A 15,416-nucleotide genomic window follows, 5' to 3' on the forward strand; every position below is an offset into this window, starting at 1 on the left:
AGGTGTCTCCTCAGCAAGATTGCTTGCAAACAATTTTTTTGTTCGCTTTTTATTTATTTTGACTACGAGTATCGCGCAGCTACTGAGCACTATCAAGGGTTTATTGATGAAATATGTCAATCATTGCCTATTTCATCGACTGCGTCTCCGACTGCATAAATACTTTGCCGAAGTGTGCAAGGTGGCGATAGAAAACTGCGCTGTCTGCCCGCGCCAAATCGTCAAAAAACCGATTAGCCCAGGGGGAAATATGTTTGCTGAAGAATGTAGCAGCATCAACAACCGGCGTTCCTTGCGCAGAGAGAATCATGCGCATCACGTCACATTCCGCGGCGATGTGATCTTCCGGCTCTTTTCTGTCCTGCTGCCTTTCCAGTCCCAGCAAAGCCAGATCCTGGCGCAGTTTCGCCAGCGGTTTTTCATGCAGGAAGCCGGTCTGATAATAGGAACCATAGGGAATCACTTCGCCCTGGGTCAGACCGATAAACAAGTCATCAAATTCCTGCTTTAGGGCATCGGCTTCGGCAGCGCCAGCAGCCTGTTTGAGCTGTAGCCAGGCCCTGCCCATCTCAGATTCCGGATCGCTAATCTCCACTGCCGCGATGTTTTCCAGCAGGCTTTGCGCCGGTGGTGCAGCCAGCAGCGTTGCCAGTAAAGCATAATGCTGCGCCCGCCATGCATCCTGTTCCATTTCTCAGACCTTTGTCGCTTTAATGTTTAAACATGGATTTGACCCGGCAGTCTTCACACATTTTCAGCCGCTCCAGTGCCTGGCCCTGAAACATCGGATGATCAGCCAGTTTGCCGATCATGGTGTCGATCATTTTCTGGGTTGCAAACGGTTTGTTACAACTGATGCAGTTGAATACCGGTTCTTCGTGTAACAGACGTTTCTGCCGTGCCTGGTTTCTGTCGAAAACATAGCGCGGTGACAAATCGATCGCGTCCTCAGGGCAGGCTGTCTCGCACATGCCGCATTGCACGCAGAGATCCTCAATAAAATGCAGTTGTGGTTTATCAACGCCGTCTACCACCGCCCCGACCGGGCAGACAGACACGCAGGACATGCACAAGGTGCAGGCCTGTTTATCGACTAGAATTTCACCGAAGGCAGCATCTGCAGTCAGTGTCATTGTTTCAGGTTTTTCAGGTGCCTGCTCATGCAGATGCGTCAGCGCCATGGTGGTCATCCGGCGTTTGTCGTTAATGCCGGCAAAACGGGCAGCCTCAATCTCAGTGACCTGCGCCGGCTGTGACAGTGCTGATTGCAGGGTGTCGATATCCCTGCTGTGAAAATACTCAATGCGGCGATCCGACAAGCCCAGTTGAGCCAGCATGGCATTGCTTTCCTGCATACTGCGCTGCAGTTCCTGCCAGTCATGATCGTCGTGGCTGCCTGCATCCCAGACAACAATGCGTGAAACACCATAGGCAAAGGCCGACAGCCAGAACGGCTGACCCAGCGCACCAATTTCTTCAATCGAAAACGGCAAAACATCATCAGCAAAAGGATAGTCATAGGCTTCCAGTTGCTGCTGTCCCAGATTTTCATCATGAATCAGCAACTGCGGCGGCTGAGATTGATACAAGTGGTATTCCTGCAGCATCTGCCGCAGACGCTTGACACTGACATCCAGTGTCGGCAAGGCATAGCTGATGGCGCCGGAAGGACATACCACAGTGCAGCTGCCACAGCCCTGACACAGATTCGGATTCACATTAATCAGGTCACCACCGCTACTGATGGCTTTAGCCGGACAGGCTGCAATACAATTGCTACAGCCTGTAACGCCGCGGCGGCTGTGGGCACAGATATCCGGTTTGTAATCAAAAAAACGGGGCTTATCGAATTCGCCCACCAGCTCCGGCAACTGTTGCAATGCTTCAGCCAAAACCTGCGGATCATCGCCGGGTGCGAAATAGCCGAGGGGGGCCACTTTGCTTTGAATCCCGGGCGATTCGCTGAGATCCAGCACCAGGTCTACGCTCAGCTCATGCTCACCGAAACGGGCATGAAACGCACCCAGCCAGCCACTCAGCTCGGAAAGCCTCTGCCGGATTACCGTCACCGTTTCACTGTCTTCAATCTGATGCTCATCGGTGGCCGCGGCATACAGTTCCAGTGGCGACAGACGAGGAATGAGCCGGTTCAGGACAGCCGCCGGGCCAATAAGCAGGCATCGACCACGGGATTCAAAGCTGATCTGTTCTTCAGGCTCAATGGCTATCTCACCGGCTTCTACCACGGCTTTAAGCAAGGTCTTTATCCTCTTTATCTTGGTTGTCCGACTGCTTATCAGTCTGTTTTGGGGCGCTGTTTTCAGGCATCTGTGGCGGCCGGGTTTTCTCTTCGGCCAGTTTCAGCATCCGCTTCATTTCATGAGTGACGACATTACCCAGACTGGCAAACTTGGTGAAGTCATCATCGTATTCGTTAAGACCATCACGGACATTGAATTCGGGCTTGCGAAACAGCGCGCGCAAGGCCGATTTTCTGGTTTCCTCATCAACATCATCGCGCTGCCAGATTGGTTTTTCCTGCTCCGAATCAGTATCTGTAATCTGGTCAGACGCTTCGACAGTTTCAACCGGCTCTTCAGTTGCCGGCGTCAGAGACTGCTCCTCCTCAGCGCTGTCTTGGTCCAGTTTGCGCCTGGACCAGCGGCTCAGAAAGCCCTGCTCATGCTCGTCGCTCATTGTGCGTCCCCTTTTTCCGCCGCATGCCATTTGCGGCGACGACGTTTTTTGGGTGCTGCCGGCTGGTAATGAGCGACCACAAAATGCTCCAGCCAGACGCACAAAGCATCGGCCAGCGGGGCATCGAACACGACTTCATCGGTTTCCATAAAGGAAGCGGCCTCATCAAAATCGACCGTGGCCAGCATCGGTGCCAGCTTGTCTCCTTCTTCGCTGCAGATAAGGTAGCCTTTGGGTTTACCTGACATCAGGTTGTGATAGTAGGCATCACAATGCTGTTTGTGCAGTTGAAACTGCAATTCGGTGAGATAAACCAGTTCGCCCTCGCTGGCAGCTTGTTGCAGCGTGATTTCATCGAGTCCAGGCATAAAACCGAGTAGCTTCCATGAGGTTTTCAGCCAGCGATGCTGACTGGGTTTTCTCAGTAATACCGCGGTGACCGGAAAATGAGCGGAGGGTGTGTCCTGCATAAATTCTGTGACTGCGAAAGCGAACTAAAGTTTACTCAGCCACTTCAACGTCGCTCACCTTCTGCAGGCCGCGCGGCAGTTTATGACCACGCTTACCGCGCTCACCGGCATAATGCGCCAGATCCGCCGGTTTCAGGGTCAGGTGACGACGTCCTGCATGCAGGGTCAGACTGCTTTCCTGCGGCACGATAATCACAGATTGCATCCATTCCTGACCGGCACTGAAACGGGCCTGTGGAATATTGATCAGGCGTACACCCTTGCCTTTATTGAGCGGCGGAATTTCTTTAACCGGGAACACCAGCAATCTGCCATCGCCTGAGGCGACCGCAATCTGATCCTGCTCCGGATTATCCAGCATCAGTGGCGGCAGGATCCTGGCACCTTCAGGCACATTGAATACCGCTTTACCGGCCTTGTTCTTGGCCAGCAGGTTCTCCAGCGTGGTGACAAAGCCATAGCCGGCGGTGTTGGTCAGCAGTACGGGCTTGTCGGCATCATCGACTGCCAGCACCGCAACAAAACGCACTTCCGGTGGTGACTGCAGCCGACCACTGAGAGGCTCGCCCTGGCCTCTTGCCGAGGGCAATGAGTGAGCTGACAGCGAGTAACTGCGACCACTTTCATCGAGGAATACAATCTGCTGGTTACTGCGGGCTTTGACTGAAGTCAGATAGCGATCACCGGTACGGTAATTAAGTGACACCGGGTCCACATCGTGCCCTTTGGCGGCGCGTACCCAGCCGCTCTCAGAGAGCACAATGGTTAACGGTTCGGTCGGCAGCAGCTCAGTGGCATCCAGCGCTTTGGCCGCCTTGCGTTCGACGATATGGGATCGACGGTCATCACCGAATTTTTCGGCGTCGGCGGTCAGTTCCTTACGAATCAGGGTTTTCAGGCGGTTATCCGAACCCAGCAGCAACTCGAGCTGTTTGCGCTCTTTCGACAACTCATCCTGCTCACCGCGGATTTTCATTTCTTCCAGCTTGGCCAAATGGCGCAAACGCAGTTCCAGAATCGCTTCTGCCTGGCGGTCGCTGATGCCGAAACGTTCCATCATCACCTGTTTGGGTTCATCCTCATTACGAATGATGGCAATGACTTCATCGATATTGAGATAGGCAATCAGCAGGCCTTCCAGCACATGCATGCGGTCCAGCACTTTATCCAGCCGGTACTGCAGGCGCCGACGTACTGTGGTGACACGGTATTCCAGCCATTCCAGCAGCATATCGCGCAGGTTCTTAACCTGCGGACGGCCATCCATGCCGATCATGTTCATATTAACGCGGTGGCTGCGCTCCAGATCGGTGGTCGCAAACAGATGCGACATCAGGCCTTCAATATCGACCCGGTTGGAGCGCGGCACAATCACCAGCCTTACTGCATGCTCGTGATCCGACTCGTCTCGCAGATCCGCCACCATCGGCAGTTTCTTTGCCTGCATCTGGGCCGCGATCTGTTCCAGAATTTTGGCACCGGAAACCTGGTAAGGCAGCGCATCAATAATGATTTCGCCATCGACTTTGTCGTAAGAGGCGCGTTGTTTGATGGAGCCATTACCGGTTTCGTAAATCTTGCGGATCTCATCGCGACTGGACACGATTTCGGCACCAGTAGGAAAATCCGGACCCTGAATATCTTCCAGAATCTCATCCAGGGTGGTGCGGGATGACTTAAGCAGTTTAAGACAGGCTTCGACGACTTCGCGCAGATTATGCGGCGGGATATCGGTGGCCATGCCCACCGCGATACCGGTGGTGCCGTTGAGCAGAAGATTGGGCAGTCGTGCCGGCAATAAGGACGGTTCATCCATGGTGCCGTCAAAGTTCGGTACCCAGTCTGCGGTGCCCTGTCCCAGCTCACTCAGCAGCACCTGTGCATAGGGTGCCAGCCGCGCTTCGGTATAACGCATCGCGGCAAAGGACTTGGGATCATCAATCGAACCCCAGTTGCCCTGGCCGTCAATCAGCGGATAGCGGTAAGAGAAAGGCTGGGCCATCAGCACCATGGCTTCGTAACAGGCCGAATCACCATGCGGGTGGTATTTACCCAGCACGTCACCCACGGTACGGGCTGATTTTTTGTGCTTGGACAGCGCGCTCAGGCCCAGTTCCGACATCGCATAAACAATGCGTCGCTGAACCGGTTTCAGGCCGTCGCCGATATGTGGCAGCGCCCGATCCAGAATGACGTACATCGAATAATCCAGATAGGCTTTTTCCGTGAAGTCACGCAGTGACAGCTGTTCCAAATCATCGACAATGGCAGTCATGGTCTTATCTCTTGTTGCTTACAGGGCAGCCAGATCGGCAAGATCGCCGTGCTGTTCCAGCCAGGCTTTTCTATCCGAGGAACGTTTCTTGGCCAGCAGTTTATCCAGCGTCATCAGGGTATCGTCCTCGGCCAGAATCGTGAGCCGGACCAGACGCCGGGTGTCCGGTGCCATCGTGGTTTCACGCAGCTGCATCGGATTCATCTCACCCAGGCCTTTAAAGCGCTGAATACTCAGTTTGCCCTTAATGTTCTCTCTTTCGATACGGTCCAGAATGATTTGCCGCTCTTCATTATCCAGTGCGTAAAACACCTGTTTACCCACATCGATTCGATACAGCGGCGGCATCGCGACACAGATATGGCCTGCTTCCACCAGTGGCCGGAAATGACGCACAAACAGGGCACAGAGCAGCGTTGCGATATGGGCACCATCCGAGTCGGCATCAGCCAGAATGCAGATTTTGCCATAGCGCAGACCGCTTAAGTCGTCCGAGCCCGGATCGACACCGATGGCGACGGCGATATCATGCACTTCCTGCGAGGCCAGCACCTGGGTGGGTTCCACCTCCCAGGTATTCAGAATCTTACCGCGCAGCGGCATGATGGCCTGAAACTCTCGATCCCGGCCCTGTTTGGCTGAGCCGCCGGCTGAATCTCCTTCTACCAGAAACAGTTCAGTGCGGGTCGGATCCTGTGAGGTGCAGTCTGCGAGTTTACCCGGCAGCGCCGGTCCCGACTGCACCCGTTTGCGTACCACTTTCTTGGCCTGCTTAAGCCGCGACTGGGCATTGCTGATGGCGAGATCAGCAATCTTCTCTCCGTCTTCAACATGATGGTTCAGCCACAGGCTGAAAGCATCTTTAACTGCGCCGGAGACAAAACCCGCACATTGACGTGAGGACAGACGTTCCTTGGTCTGACCGGAAAACTGCGGGTCTTCCAGCTTGACCGACAGTACATAGCAGCAGCGTTCCCAGACATCTTCCGGTGTCAGCTTGACACCACGGGGCAGCAGGTTGCGGAACTCACAGAATTCTCTTAAGGCATCCAGAACGCCACTGCGCAGACCATTAACATGGGTACCGCCCTGCGCCGTCGGAATCAGGTTGACATAACTTTCCGCCAGCACTTCGCCCGGCTCCAGTTGCCACATAATCGCCCAGTCGACTTCTTCATTTTCTTCACTGATATGACCGACGAACGGTGAAGCCGGTACACAGGGCTCGTCTGTCATGGCAGAAGACAGGTAGGATTTCAGTCCGTCTTCATAGCACCAGCGATCTTCGACTTTCTCTTTACCGCTGAGATCAGTGAAAGTGACCACCAGCCCCGGACACAAAACAGCCTTGGCACGCAGCACATGACGCAATCTGGCCACAGAATATTTAGGGCTGTCGAAAAAGGACTCATCTGCCCAGAATCGCAGGCTGGTACCGGTGTTACGTTTGCCCACCGTGCCGATTTCAGCCAGCGGCTCCTTTAGTGCTCCGCCTTCAAAAGCGGTGGCGTACTCAATACCGTTTCGCTTGATTTTGACTTCCAGCCGGGTAGACAGGGCATTGACAACCGACACACCGACGCCGTGCAGACCACCGGAGTATTTGTAGTTCTTATTGGAGAATTTACCGCCGGCATGCAAACGGGTCAGAATAACCTCGACGCCCGGCACGCCTTCTTCCGGGTGAATATCCACCGGCATGCCGCGGCCGTCATCACTGACTTCCAGTGAATTATCTTTATGCAGGGTGACCTGAACCTGGCGGGCGTGACCGGCTATCGCCTCATCCACGCTGTTATCGATGACTTCCTGGGCAAGATGGTTGGGTCGGGTGGTATCGGTGTACATGCCCGGTCTCTTGCGGACCGGCTCGAGTCCTGTCAGGACCTCAATCGCCGAAGCATCGTAGGTATTTGTCATCGTTTACAAATCAAGTTGAATTTATTCCCACCGAAGATTATCAGTATCAAAGCCTAACACACAACATTTAAGCTTTTTTGATCGGGATGCTTGACAGAAATAATGATAAATAGAATATTAGTATTTAATTATTATCTAATTGTAGAGGCTGAAATGAATATCGATCGTGTTGTCATGGTTTTTGCCGGTTCAATGATTCTGCTGAGTCTGGTTTTATCGCAGTTACATCATGGTTACTGGCTCTGGCTTACGGCTATCGTCGGCGCCAATTTATTACAGGCGGCATTGACCGGTTTTTGTCCACTGGCTCGTTTGCTGAAAAAAATGGGATTACCCGCCGGTGCTGCTTTTAATCAATGAGTCATGCTGCGATGTAAGACTTTGATTTAGATCAACTTTGCGCGAGTTACTGCTTGCATAAGCTATAACCGGGTATATCTTAAACACAGTGAGTTTTCTCACTTTAAACACGATCGCTAAGACAGGAGGTTGCTCATGACAGGCAAACGTCTCACCGATAAGCGCCTACTCACAGAACTTGCTCTGATGCTGCTGCTGAAACTGATGCTGCTGTTTGTCATCTGGAATCAATTCTTCAGCACGCCGCCCGGACTCGACAACAGCAACGCAACCGCTCAGAAACTGCTGTCTTCCACTTCACAAGGAGAAAACCGTGATTAGTGAACACCTGGTGGACCTCTCGCGGCTACAATTTGCCATTACGGCAATGTATCACTTTCTATTTGTGCCGCTCACCCTTGGGCTCTCCTGGATTCTGGTTATTATGGAATCCATCTATGTCATGACCGGTAAAGAGATATACCGGGATATGACAAAGTTCTGGGGCAAGCTGTTCGGTATCAACTTTGCACTCGGTGTCACAACCGGCCTGACACTGGAATTTCAGTTCGGTACCAACTGGGCCTATTACTCACACTATGTCGGCGACATATTCGGGGCACCACTGGCTATCGAGGGATTGATGGCATTTATGCTGGAATCAACTTTCGTTGGCATGTTTTTCCTGGGCTGGGATCGACTGAGCAAGCGGCAACACCTGATGACGACTTTCCTGGTCGCACTGGGATCGAACTTGTCGGCATTGTGGATTCTTATCGCCAATGCCTGGATGCAGAACCCGGTTGGTGCCGATTTCAACTATCAGACCATGCGCATGGAGCTGACCAGTTTCGCCGAGGTCTTTTTCAATCCGGTGGCGCAAGTCAAATTTATTCATACCGTGGCAGCCGGTTATGTCACTGGCGCCATGTTTGTGCTTAGTATCAGCGCCTGGTATCTGCTGAAAAAACAGGATATCGCTTTCGCCCGACGCAGTTTCGCTGTGGCAGCAGGATTTGGGCTGGCATCAATCTGTTCCGTCATTGTCCTGGGCGATGAGAGTGGCTATGAGCTGGGAGATGTTCAAAAAACCAAACTGGCTGCCATTGAAGCTGAGTGGGAAACCACTGAACCGCCTGCGGCATTCACCCTGTTCGGCTTACCCAATGAAGACACGATGGAAACTGATTATGCGATAAAAATTCCTTATGTCATGGGATTAATAGCCACTCGTTCCGTTGATGAACCGGTAACCGGTATTAAAGAGCTGATTGAAGAAAATAAGGAACGCATCCGTAATGGCATGCATGCCTATGCCCTGCTGGAAAAACTGCGTAACGGTCAAACCGATAGCAATACTATCGCCGCCTTCGATGCGGTCAAAGATGATCTCGGTTACGGGCTACTGCTGAAACGCTATACTGAGTCCATCAGTGATGCCAGTGAAGAACAAATTGCGGCTGCGGCGCGAGACTCTATTCCTGGCGTGGCCCCCATGTTTTGGGCTTTCCGGGTAATGGTGGCTTCCGGTTTTGCGATGCTGATTATTTTTGCGCTGGCTTTCTACCATTGCGCTAAAAGGCAGGAATCCCAACAGAGAGGGTTTCTCTGGCTGGTGGTGTTTGCCCTGCCTTTACCCTGGATTGCAGCTGAAACTGGCTGGTTTGTTGCCGAATACGGTCGCCAACCCTGGTCTATCAGCGGCATATTACCCACCTTCCTCTCCACCTCAACACTCGCAGTGAGTGATGTCTGGAACAGTTTGATTGCGCTGATCAGCTTCTACACGCTGTTACTGATTATTGAGATGTACCTGATGATTCATTTTGTCAGACAGGGCCCGAGTAGTCTTCATACCGGTCAGTACCACTTTGAAACGACCATTAAGGAGGCCTGAGATGTTCGATTATGAGACTTTGAAACTGATTTGGTGGTTACTCATCGGCGTGCTCCTGATTGGCTTTGCGCTGACAGACGGCTTCGATATGGGTGTCGGAACACTGTTGCCTTTCCTTGGCCGTAACGATGAAGAAAGACGTATCATGCTCAACACCGTGGGTCCGCACTGGGAGGGTAACCAGGTCTGGCTGATTACCGCCGGTGGCGCTCTATTTGCCGCATGGCCACTGGTTTACGCAATGGCTTTCTCGGGCTTTTATCTGGCCATGATGCTGACATTGTTTGCCTTGTTCTTGAGGCCGGTCGGTTTTGATTACCGCAGCAAAATTGATCACCCGCGCTGGCGGCGAAGCTGGGATTGGGGTCTGTTTATCGGCAGTGCCGTACCGCCGCTTATTTTCGGCGTCGCCTTTGGCAATCTGTTGCTGGGCGTGCCATTTCATTTCGATGACTTTATGCGGCCTAATTACACCGGCACATTCTGGCATCTGTTAAGCCCTTTCGCCCTACTCTGTGGCATTACCAGCCTGTTGATGGTGATCATGCATGGCGCTGTCTGGTTACAGGCACGTACAGTCGATCAGCTCGAATCACGGGCAGCAATGGTTGCCAAAGTCAGCGCTGGGGTTCTCTTGATCTGTTTTGGCATCGCCGGAGTCTGGGTCGCCACCGGGATTGAGGGTTATGTGGTCAACAGCATGCCGGATGCGGGCTCAAGCTTCACCCCCGAAATGAAACAGGTCAGCACTGAGACTGGTGCCTGGCTTAATAATTATGTTCTCTATCCATGGACGATGCTGGCACCGGGCCTGGCGTTGCTGGCCATGCTCATGGTGTGCCTGGCTTCTCATATCGGCCGGGCTGGACTGGCTTTTATCAGTAGCTGTGTCGTGCTGACAGGCATCATTCTCACTGCAGGTTTTTCTCTTTTCCCATTTGTCATGCCCTCCAGTTCGGATATCAACAGCAGCCTGACAATGTGGGATGCGACCTCCAGCAAACTGACACTGGAAATTATGTTCTGGACCGCAGCGATATTTGTGCCATTAATTCTGGGCTATAGTTACTGGACTTACCGTCGGATGTGGCAACGCCTGGATGTGCAATTTATCCGCGACAATCAACACTCGACTTACTAGGGGGCCCCAATGTGGTATTTCGCATGGATTCTGGGCGTTTTGCTCGCAGTGGCTTTTGGTATCATCAATGTCATGTGGTTAGAATTAAATGATGGGGAGGAAGCGGATGACTAGTAGTCTGCTAAGACTGATTAGTCTGTTGTTAGCCGCCATCGTCTCATTGATGATTCTGGTTTACCCACCAACGCTGATCTCAGCTGACGGGACTTCTCAGCATGGCATGCTGATGATAGTGTTGATGGGGGCTTGCATCGGGTTTGTCCACGGTGTTGGTTTCAGACCGCAACATCTGCCCTGGCGAATCGTATTCAGTCCCTGGGCCGGCTGGCCACCCATGCTGGCTGGTCTCTTTATTATGCTGACAGAATGAGGATAGGCTTTTTATGCGATCTTTAGCGTTAATTCTGGCTTTAGTCATGACCGGTGCGGTGAGCGCTGGGGAAGAAAAAGCGGCACAGGAGGCCTTTAAAAAGGATGCTCAGGCAGCGATTAAAGAACTGGCTACCAGCCTTAAATCTTCCCTTCTGGCAGCAATGGGGGATGGCGGACCAGCCGAGGCAGTGTCGGTCTGCAACCTGATTGCCCCCAGCATGGCTGCCGAAATTTCCAAGAAGTATGGTCTTGAAATTGGCCGCACCAGCCTTAAAGTTCGCAACCCGGCTAATGAAGCCGATGCCTGGGAGACGGATGTGCTCCAGCGCTTTGAAACCCGGCTAGCGGGCGGAGAAGCGATCCAGAAACTGACTTTTAAAGAGAAAGTAGAAACTGCCTCAGGCAGCCAGTGGCGGATGATGAAGGCAATCCCGACTGATAAAGTCTGCCTCTCCTGCCATGGTTCAAAAATCGCTGAACCGGTACAGGCAAGAATTGATACCCACTATCCTGATGATATGGCGACCGGATTCAAACTGGGCGATATCCGAGGCGCCTTTACCGTCAAAAGGGATATTGTCGATTAACCCTGCTTAAGGCTAATCATCTCGCTACGGCCTTTAAGCTCAAAGCAGAGTTTGTCTTCTTTTGCCAGCCAACCGAGTGCGCGCTGCAGGACTTTACTCTCAAGCCCGGTGTCCTTGGCAAGCTTACTGACTGATACCGCACCATTTTCTGCCAGGTAATGCCAGATTATCCCAGCAGCCGCGCCAATTGTGTCTGTCATCTTCATTCCTCATTTATGTCTCCTGCATCACAGGCAGAACATTGATGATTATAGAGTGCGGCATCAAGAAAAAACGCGCTTCAATCAGTGATTCAGTTCCGTAAGCGCTTGAGCCACTTTAGCCAGTGCGGCGTCGAGTTGGGCTCTGGGACAGCCCATATTCAACCGCATGAAGCCAGACCCGGTTTCTCCAAAAACATAACCCGGATTCATTCCGACACCGGCGTTTTCAATAAAAAAACCTCGCAGCGCCTGGTTATCCAGCCCCAGTTGCCGACAATCCAGCCACAACAAGTAGGTGCCCTCCGGTTCAATCAAGTTGATACCATTCAGCTCGGTTATGATGATGTGACGAGCAGCGTTCAGCGATTGCTGCAGATAGGCCATCAAGGCGTCCAGCCACGCCTCACCATGACGGTAAGCCGCTTCGTAGGCCGTGATACTGAACGGGTTGGCTGCGCTCACATGCCAGCTGTCAAAAACCCGATTGATCGCTTTGCGGTCCGACTTTTGCGGCACCACCAGCGAGGACAGACCCATGCCCGGGATATTGAAGGTTTTGCTGGGAGCGATAGCAGTCAGCACATTCACTGAATCAGTCAGATCGGCGAGCGGCAGGTGAGACTGACCGGGGAAGATCAAATCGGCATGGATTTCATCAGAGATGATTGTCATCTGGTAGCGCTCCGCGAGTGTCAGCAGCTCGTTTAATTCCTGCCTTCGCCAGACGCGGCCGACCGGATTGTGCGGTGAACAGAGCAGCAGTAAACGGGCTCCGGCTTTGGCACAGTCTTCCAGATGCTCAAGGTCCATCGCGTAATGACCATTTTCCAGTTTTAGCGGGTTCAGCACCAGATCACGGCCGGTTTCGGTCACCGCTGTGAAAAAGGGGAAATAAACCGGCGGCTGAACAACCACCTTGTCGCCCAGTTGAGTCAGGGCTTCAATCGCTGCATGCAGAGAGGGTACAACGCCCGGACACATCATGATGTGACTGCGTTTCACCGACCATTGGTAGCGCTGCTGACACCAGTCGATCAGCGATTGATAGACGGATTCCGGATACAGTGTATAACCGTAAACAGGGTGCTCAGCCCTGGCCACCAGCGCCTGGGTCACGGCAGGCGGGGCAGCGAAGTCCATATCCGCTACCCACATCGGCATCACATCAGCGCGGCCAAAATAAGCCTGTCTGGCATCGAACTTAAGACTGCTGGAGCCAGTGCGATCGACTGGCGTATCAAAATCAAAGCTCATGATGTGAACCCGCTCCTGCCATTAAATAAAACATGACTGGCGAGTTTAAAGTCTTCCTGACCTGCAGAGCAATGCATCAACGTTTGAGCCGTTACGCTATTCGCCGCTCGGACGCCGCTGCCAGACGGTCACCTCAGACAGGGTATGCTGGAATTTTCGACTGGTCTCACGGATGACAAAGGGTACCGATTCCGGACCACGAATCAATTCAAAATGCGGTTCCAGAATGGCTTTAAGCCCATCCAGCGTGGTGAAGCTCTCACCATCTTTTTTAAAACCGCCCAGCCACTCCGACTTGTCGGTATGTTCTTCCAACCAGGTATAGGGAGAAGCCAGCATCAGCACCCCGCCCTCGTTCAGCCTCTCATGCACACTGCGCAGGAACTGTGCGGGACGGTAAAGACGATCAATCAGGTTGGCGGCGAGGATCAGATCGTAACCACGATAAATCGGTTTCAGATTACAGGCATCCCCCTGCAGGAACTCGACTTTATCTGCGACATCTGCCAGCCCCATTGTGTCCAGGCGACGTTCTTCGTAATGCACCAGATCGCCTTCATCAGTGATGGTATAGCGAACTACGCCCTGTTGCGCCATCTGTACACCCAGATTAATCAGGCGGGCTGAGAAATCCACGCCGGTGACTTTATCGAAATCACGTGCCAGCTCAAAACTGGCACGACCGACCGCACAGCCGATATCCAGGGCATGACCTTTCGGTTTATCTCCCATTATTTCCACGGCGAGTTCAGCCAATGTTTTGGGAAAATTGCCGACGTTAAAATAGCTATCACCATAGTGGAACTCGGCATACTGGGACAGCATCTGGTCGGTTTCGTAGTTGGAGCTATGCTGCTCGACTTCATTATCCGAGACCACATAGCGGAAACCCGCATGTTGAAAGAAATGACGGCGGAAAGCATAGCGTGAAGCCAGACGGCTTTCATTACCGCAGGAAATCCAGGAACCGCCCTTGATCAGGTTATGCTGCCCGTCGAAGGTCGGCGTGGTGAAATCATCGTAGATTGGATGCACCTTGAAACCGTCAAACGGATAGGTCGGTGTTTCTGTCCATTGCCAGACGTTACCGATGACATCGAAGAGATCACCGTGGGCAAAATGATCCACCGGACAGGAGGAAGCGGCATAATCAAGGTGAATATTCGCCACCGCCGGCTTCTCGTCCAGTTCACTCAAGCCGGCGTGTTCGTAAATCCGGTACCACTCATCCTCGGTGGGTAGTCTGACAGCCTCCCCGGTCTGCTCAGCCTTCCAGTTACAAAACGCTTTAGCTTCATGATAGTTGACATCGACCGGCCAATTCCACGGCATATCGACCACTTCCGTCATCAGCCGCAGTTGCCAACCTTGGGCACTCTTGATCCAGAAGGTGGGATGCATGGCCTGGGTAAACTGACGCCAGGCCAGACCTTCTTCCTGCCACCAGTCATCCTGCTGATAGCCTCCAGCTTCGACAAAGGCAAGAAACTCCTGGTTACTGACCAGAAAACGGGAAGCCTGGAAATCATTGATCTCGGCCTGGTGCTGACCGTATTCATTATCCCAGCCGTAAACCCGGTCACTGAAATCCTTGCCGATTTGTACCGTACCACCCGGGATAGTCACCAGACTGTTCTCCGGTGCTTCCCCCCTGTCTTTGAATGGACGCCAGGCAGATCTGGACTGCACCAGGTCCAGCTTCTGCTGGCGGATCAGTACCGAGGAGGTTTCCAGATGAATCTGCTCATGCTCAATGCCCATCAGGATGGCCCACCAAGGGTTCTCCCAATCAATCGGCAATTTTAACGGCGCTTTCTGAATCACTCTGTTGATCATCGCCTTGACCTGCTGGCGATAGGCAGTGACTTCCTCGACTGCAGGCCACTCGTAGTGATCTTCGTTCAGATCATCCCAGCTCATTTCATCCACGCCGACAGCAAACATGGATTCAAATTTGGGGTTGATACGTTTATCGATCAGGCCTGCCAACAGCATTTTGTTAACAAAAAAGGTAGCGGTATGACCGTAGTAGAAAATCAGCGGATGACGCAGCGGAATCGATTTACGGTAAAAAGCTTCGTCAGACTTGAGCGTGTCGAACAGAGACTCGTAGCGTTCGAAGTTGAAATTAAAGTAGGCTGCGATTTCGCGACGTTTTGCGGCGGGATCATCGCCGTCGAGCAGTGGTGTTCTCAAAAAACCCTGCTCAGCCGTCGCGCTTTTCTTAAGGGTGCTTTCAGCTGTCATGCTCCTACTCCGTT

16 protein-coding genes are annotated in these 15,416 nt (G+C 52.7%); 7 read left to right on the forward strand and 9 right to left on the reverse strand.

Annotated elements, in window-relative coordinates:
* Positions 1–127 precede the first annotated feature (127 nt).
* The 6 genes from OMQ46_RS11220 to parE are packed head-to-tail and all read right to left on the reverse strand — an operon-like array spanning position 128 to position 7,362.
* Positions 128–691 (reverse strand): TorD/DmsD family molecular chaperone, encoded by a 564-nt coding sequence (locus tag OMQ46_RS11220; protein WP_266236987.1) that lies wholly within the window; start codon positions 689–691, stop codon positions 128–130.
* A gap of 19 nt (positions 692–710) precedes the next feature.
* Positions 711–2,258 (reverse strand): 4Fe-4S binding protein, encoded by a 1,548-nt coding sequence (locus tag OMQ46_RS11225; RefSeq protein WP_266236988.1) that lies wholly within the window; start codon positions 2,256–2,258, stop codon positions 711–713.
* On the reverse strand, positions 2,251–2,697 hold the full coding sequence (locus OMQ46_RS11230) for a DUF3306 domain-containing protein (RefSeq protein ID WP_266236989.1): 447 nt from the start codon (positions 2,695–2,697) through the stop codon (positions 2,251–2,253). Before OMQ46_RS11230 ends, OMQ46_RS11225 begins: the two co-directional genes overlap by 8 nt.
* Positions 2,694–3,167, reverse strand: a complete 474-nt coding sequence (locus OMQ46_RS11235) for a DUF3305 domain-containing protein (protein WP_266236990.1) — start codon at positions 3,165–3,167, stop codon at positions 2,694–2,696. The genes OMQ46_RS11230 and OMQ46_RS11235 overlap by 4 nt, the downstream gene beginning before the upstream one ends.
* A gap of 31 nt (positions 3,168–3,198) precedes the next feature.
* Positions 3,199–5,442: a DNA topoisomerase IV subunit A gene (gene parC / locus OMQ46_RS11240; protein WP_266236991.1), complete on the reverse strand. Its 2,244-nt coding sequence runs from the start codon at positions 5,440–5,442 to the stop codon at positions 3,199–3,201.
* 18 nt (positions 5,443–5,460) lie between these two features.
* Positions 5,461–7,362 carry a DNA topoisomerase IV subunit B gene (parE, locus tag OMQ46_RS11245; RefSeq protein WP_266236992.1) on the reverse strand — a complete coding sequence of 634 codons (1,902 nt, stop codon included), beginning with the start codon at positions 7,360–7,362 and terminating at the stop codon, positions 5,461–5,463.
* 153 nt (positions 7,363–7,515) lie between these two features.
* Here parE and OMQ46_RS11250 point away from each other — a divergent pair, with 153 nt between their 5' ends.
* The 7 genes from OMQ46_RS11250 to OMQ46_RS11280 all read left to right on the forward strand — a co-directional run bounded on the left by OMQ46_RS11250 (position 7,516) and on the right by OMQ46_RS11280 (position 11,698).
* Positions 7,516–7,722, forward strand: a complete 207-nt coding sequence (locus tag OMQ46_RS11250) for a DUF2892 domain-containing protein (RefSeq protein WP_266236995.1) — start codon at positions 7,516–7,518, stop codon at positions 7,720–7,722.
* A 135-nt stretch (positions 7,723–7,857) separates the two neighbouring features.
* Positions 7,858–8,043, forward strand: a complete 186-nt coding sequence (gene cydP / locus OMQ46_RS11255; RefSeq protein ID WP_266236997.1) for a cytochrome oxidase putative small subunit CydP — start codon at positions 7,858–7,860, stop codon at positions 8,041–8,043.
* Positions 8,036–9,598 (forward strand): cytochrome ubiquinol oxidase subunit I, encoded by a 1,563-nt coding sequence (locus OMQ46_RS11260; protein ID WP_266236998.1) that lies wholly within the window; start codon positions 8,036–8,038, stop codon positions 9,596–9,598. Before cydP ends, OMQ46_RS11260 begins: the two co-directional genes overlap by 8 nt.
* A 1-nt stretch (position 9,599) precedes the next feature.
* Complete coding sequence (cydB, locus tag OMQ46_RS11265; RefSeq protein WP_266237000.1) at positions 9,600–10,739, forward strand: cytochrome d ubiquinol oxidase subunit II; 1,140 nt, start codon at positions 9,600–9,602, stop codon at positions 10,737–10,739.
* A 9-nt stretch (positions 10,740–10,748) separates the two neighbouring features.
* A complete protein-coding gene (gene cydX / locus OMQ46_RS11270) occupies positions 10,749–10,853 on the forward strand; it encodes a cytochrome bd-I oxidase subunit CydX (protein WP_266237001.1) in 105 nt (34 codons plus the stop codon).
* Positions 10,846–11,109 (forward strand): cyd operon YbgE family protein, encoded by a 264-nt coding sequence (locus tag OMQ46_RS11275; protein WP_266237002.1) that lies wholly within the window; start codon positions 10,846–10,848, stop codon positions 11,107–11,109. Before cydX ends, OMQ46_RS11275 begins: the two co-directional genes overlap by 8 nt.
* Positions 11,110–11,122: 13 nt before the next feature.
* Positions 11,123–11,698: a Tll0287-like domain-containing protein gene (locus tag OMQ46_RS11280; RefSeq protein WP_266237003.1), complete on the forward strand. Its 576-nt coding sequence runs from the start codon at positions 11,123–11,125 to the stop codon at positions 11,696–11,698.
* Here the strand turns inward: OMQ46_RS11280 and OMQ46_RS11285 are convergent.
* The 3 genes from OMQ46_RS11285 to ovoA all read right to left on the reverse strand — a co-directional run bounded on the left by OMQ46_RS11285 (position 11,695) and on the right by ovoA (position 15,402).
* Positions 11,695–11,898, reverse strand: coding sequence for a winged helix-turn-helix domain-containing protein (locus tag OMQ46_RS11285; protein ID WP_266237004.1), 204 nt, complete (start codon positions 11,896–11,898; stop codon positions 11,695–11,697). The genes OMQ46_RS11280 and OMQ46_RS11285 overlap by 4 nt on opposite strands.
* Positions 11,899–11,982: 84 nt before the next feature.
* Positions 11,983–13,155 carry a pyridoxal phosphate-dependent aminotransferase gene (locus OMQ46_RS11290; protein WP_266237005.1) on the reverse strand — a complete coding sequence of 391 codons (1,173 nt, stop codon included), beginning with the start codon at positions 13,153–13,155 and terminating at the stop codon, positions 11,983–11,985.
* 96 nt (positions 13,156–13,251) lie between these two features.
* On the reverse strand, positions 13,252–15,402 hold the full coding sequence (gene ovoA, locus OMQ46_RS11295) for a 5-histidylcysteine sulfoxide synthase (RefSeq protein WP_266237006.1): 2,151 nt from the start codon (positions 15,400–15,402) through the stop codon (positions 13,252–13,254).
* Positions 15,403–15,416: the final 14 nt, after the last annotated feature.

Source organism: Methylophaga sp. OBS1 (genome assembly GCF_026319365.1).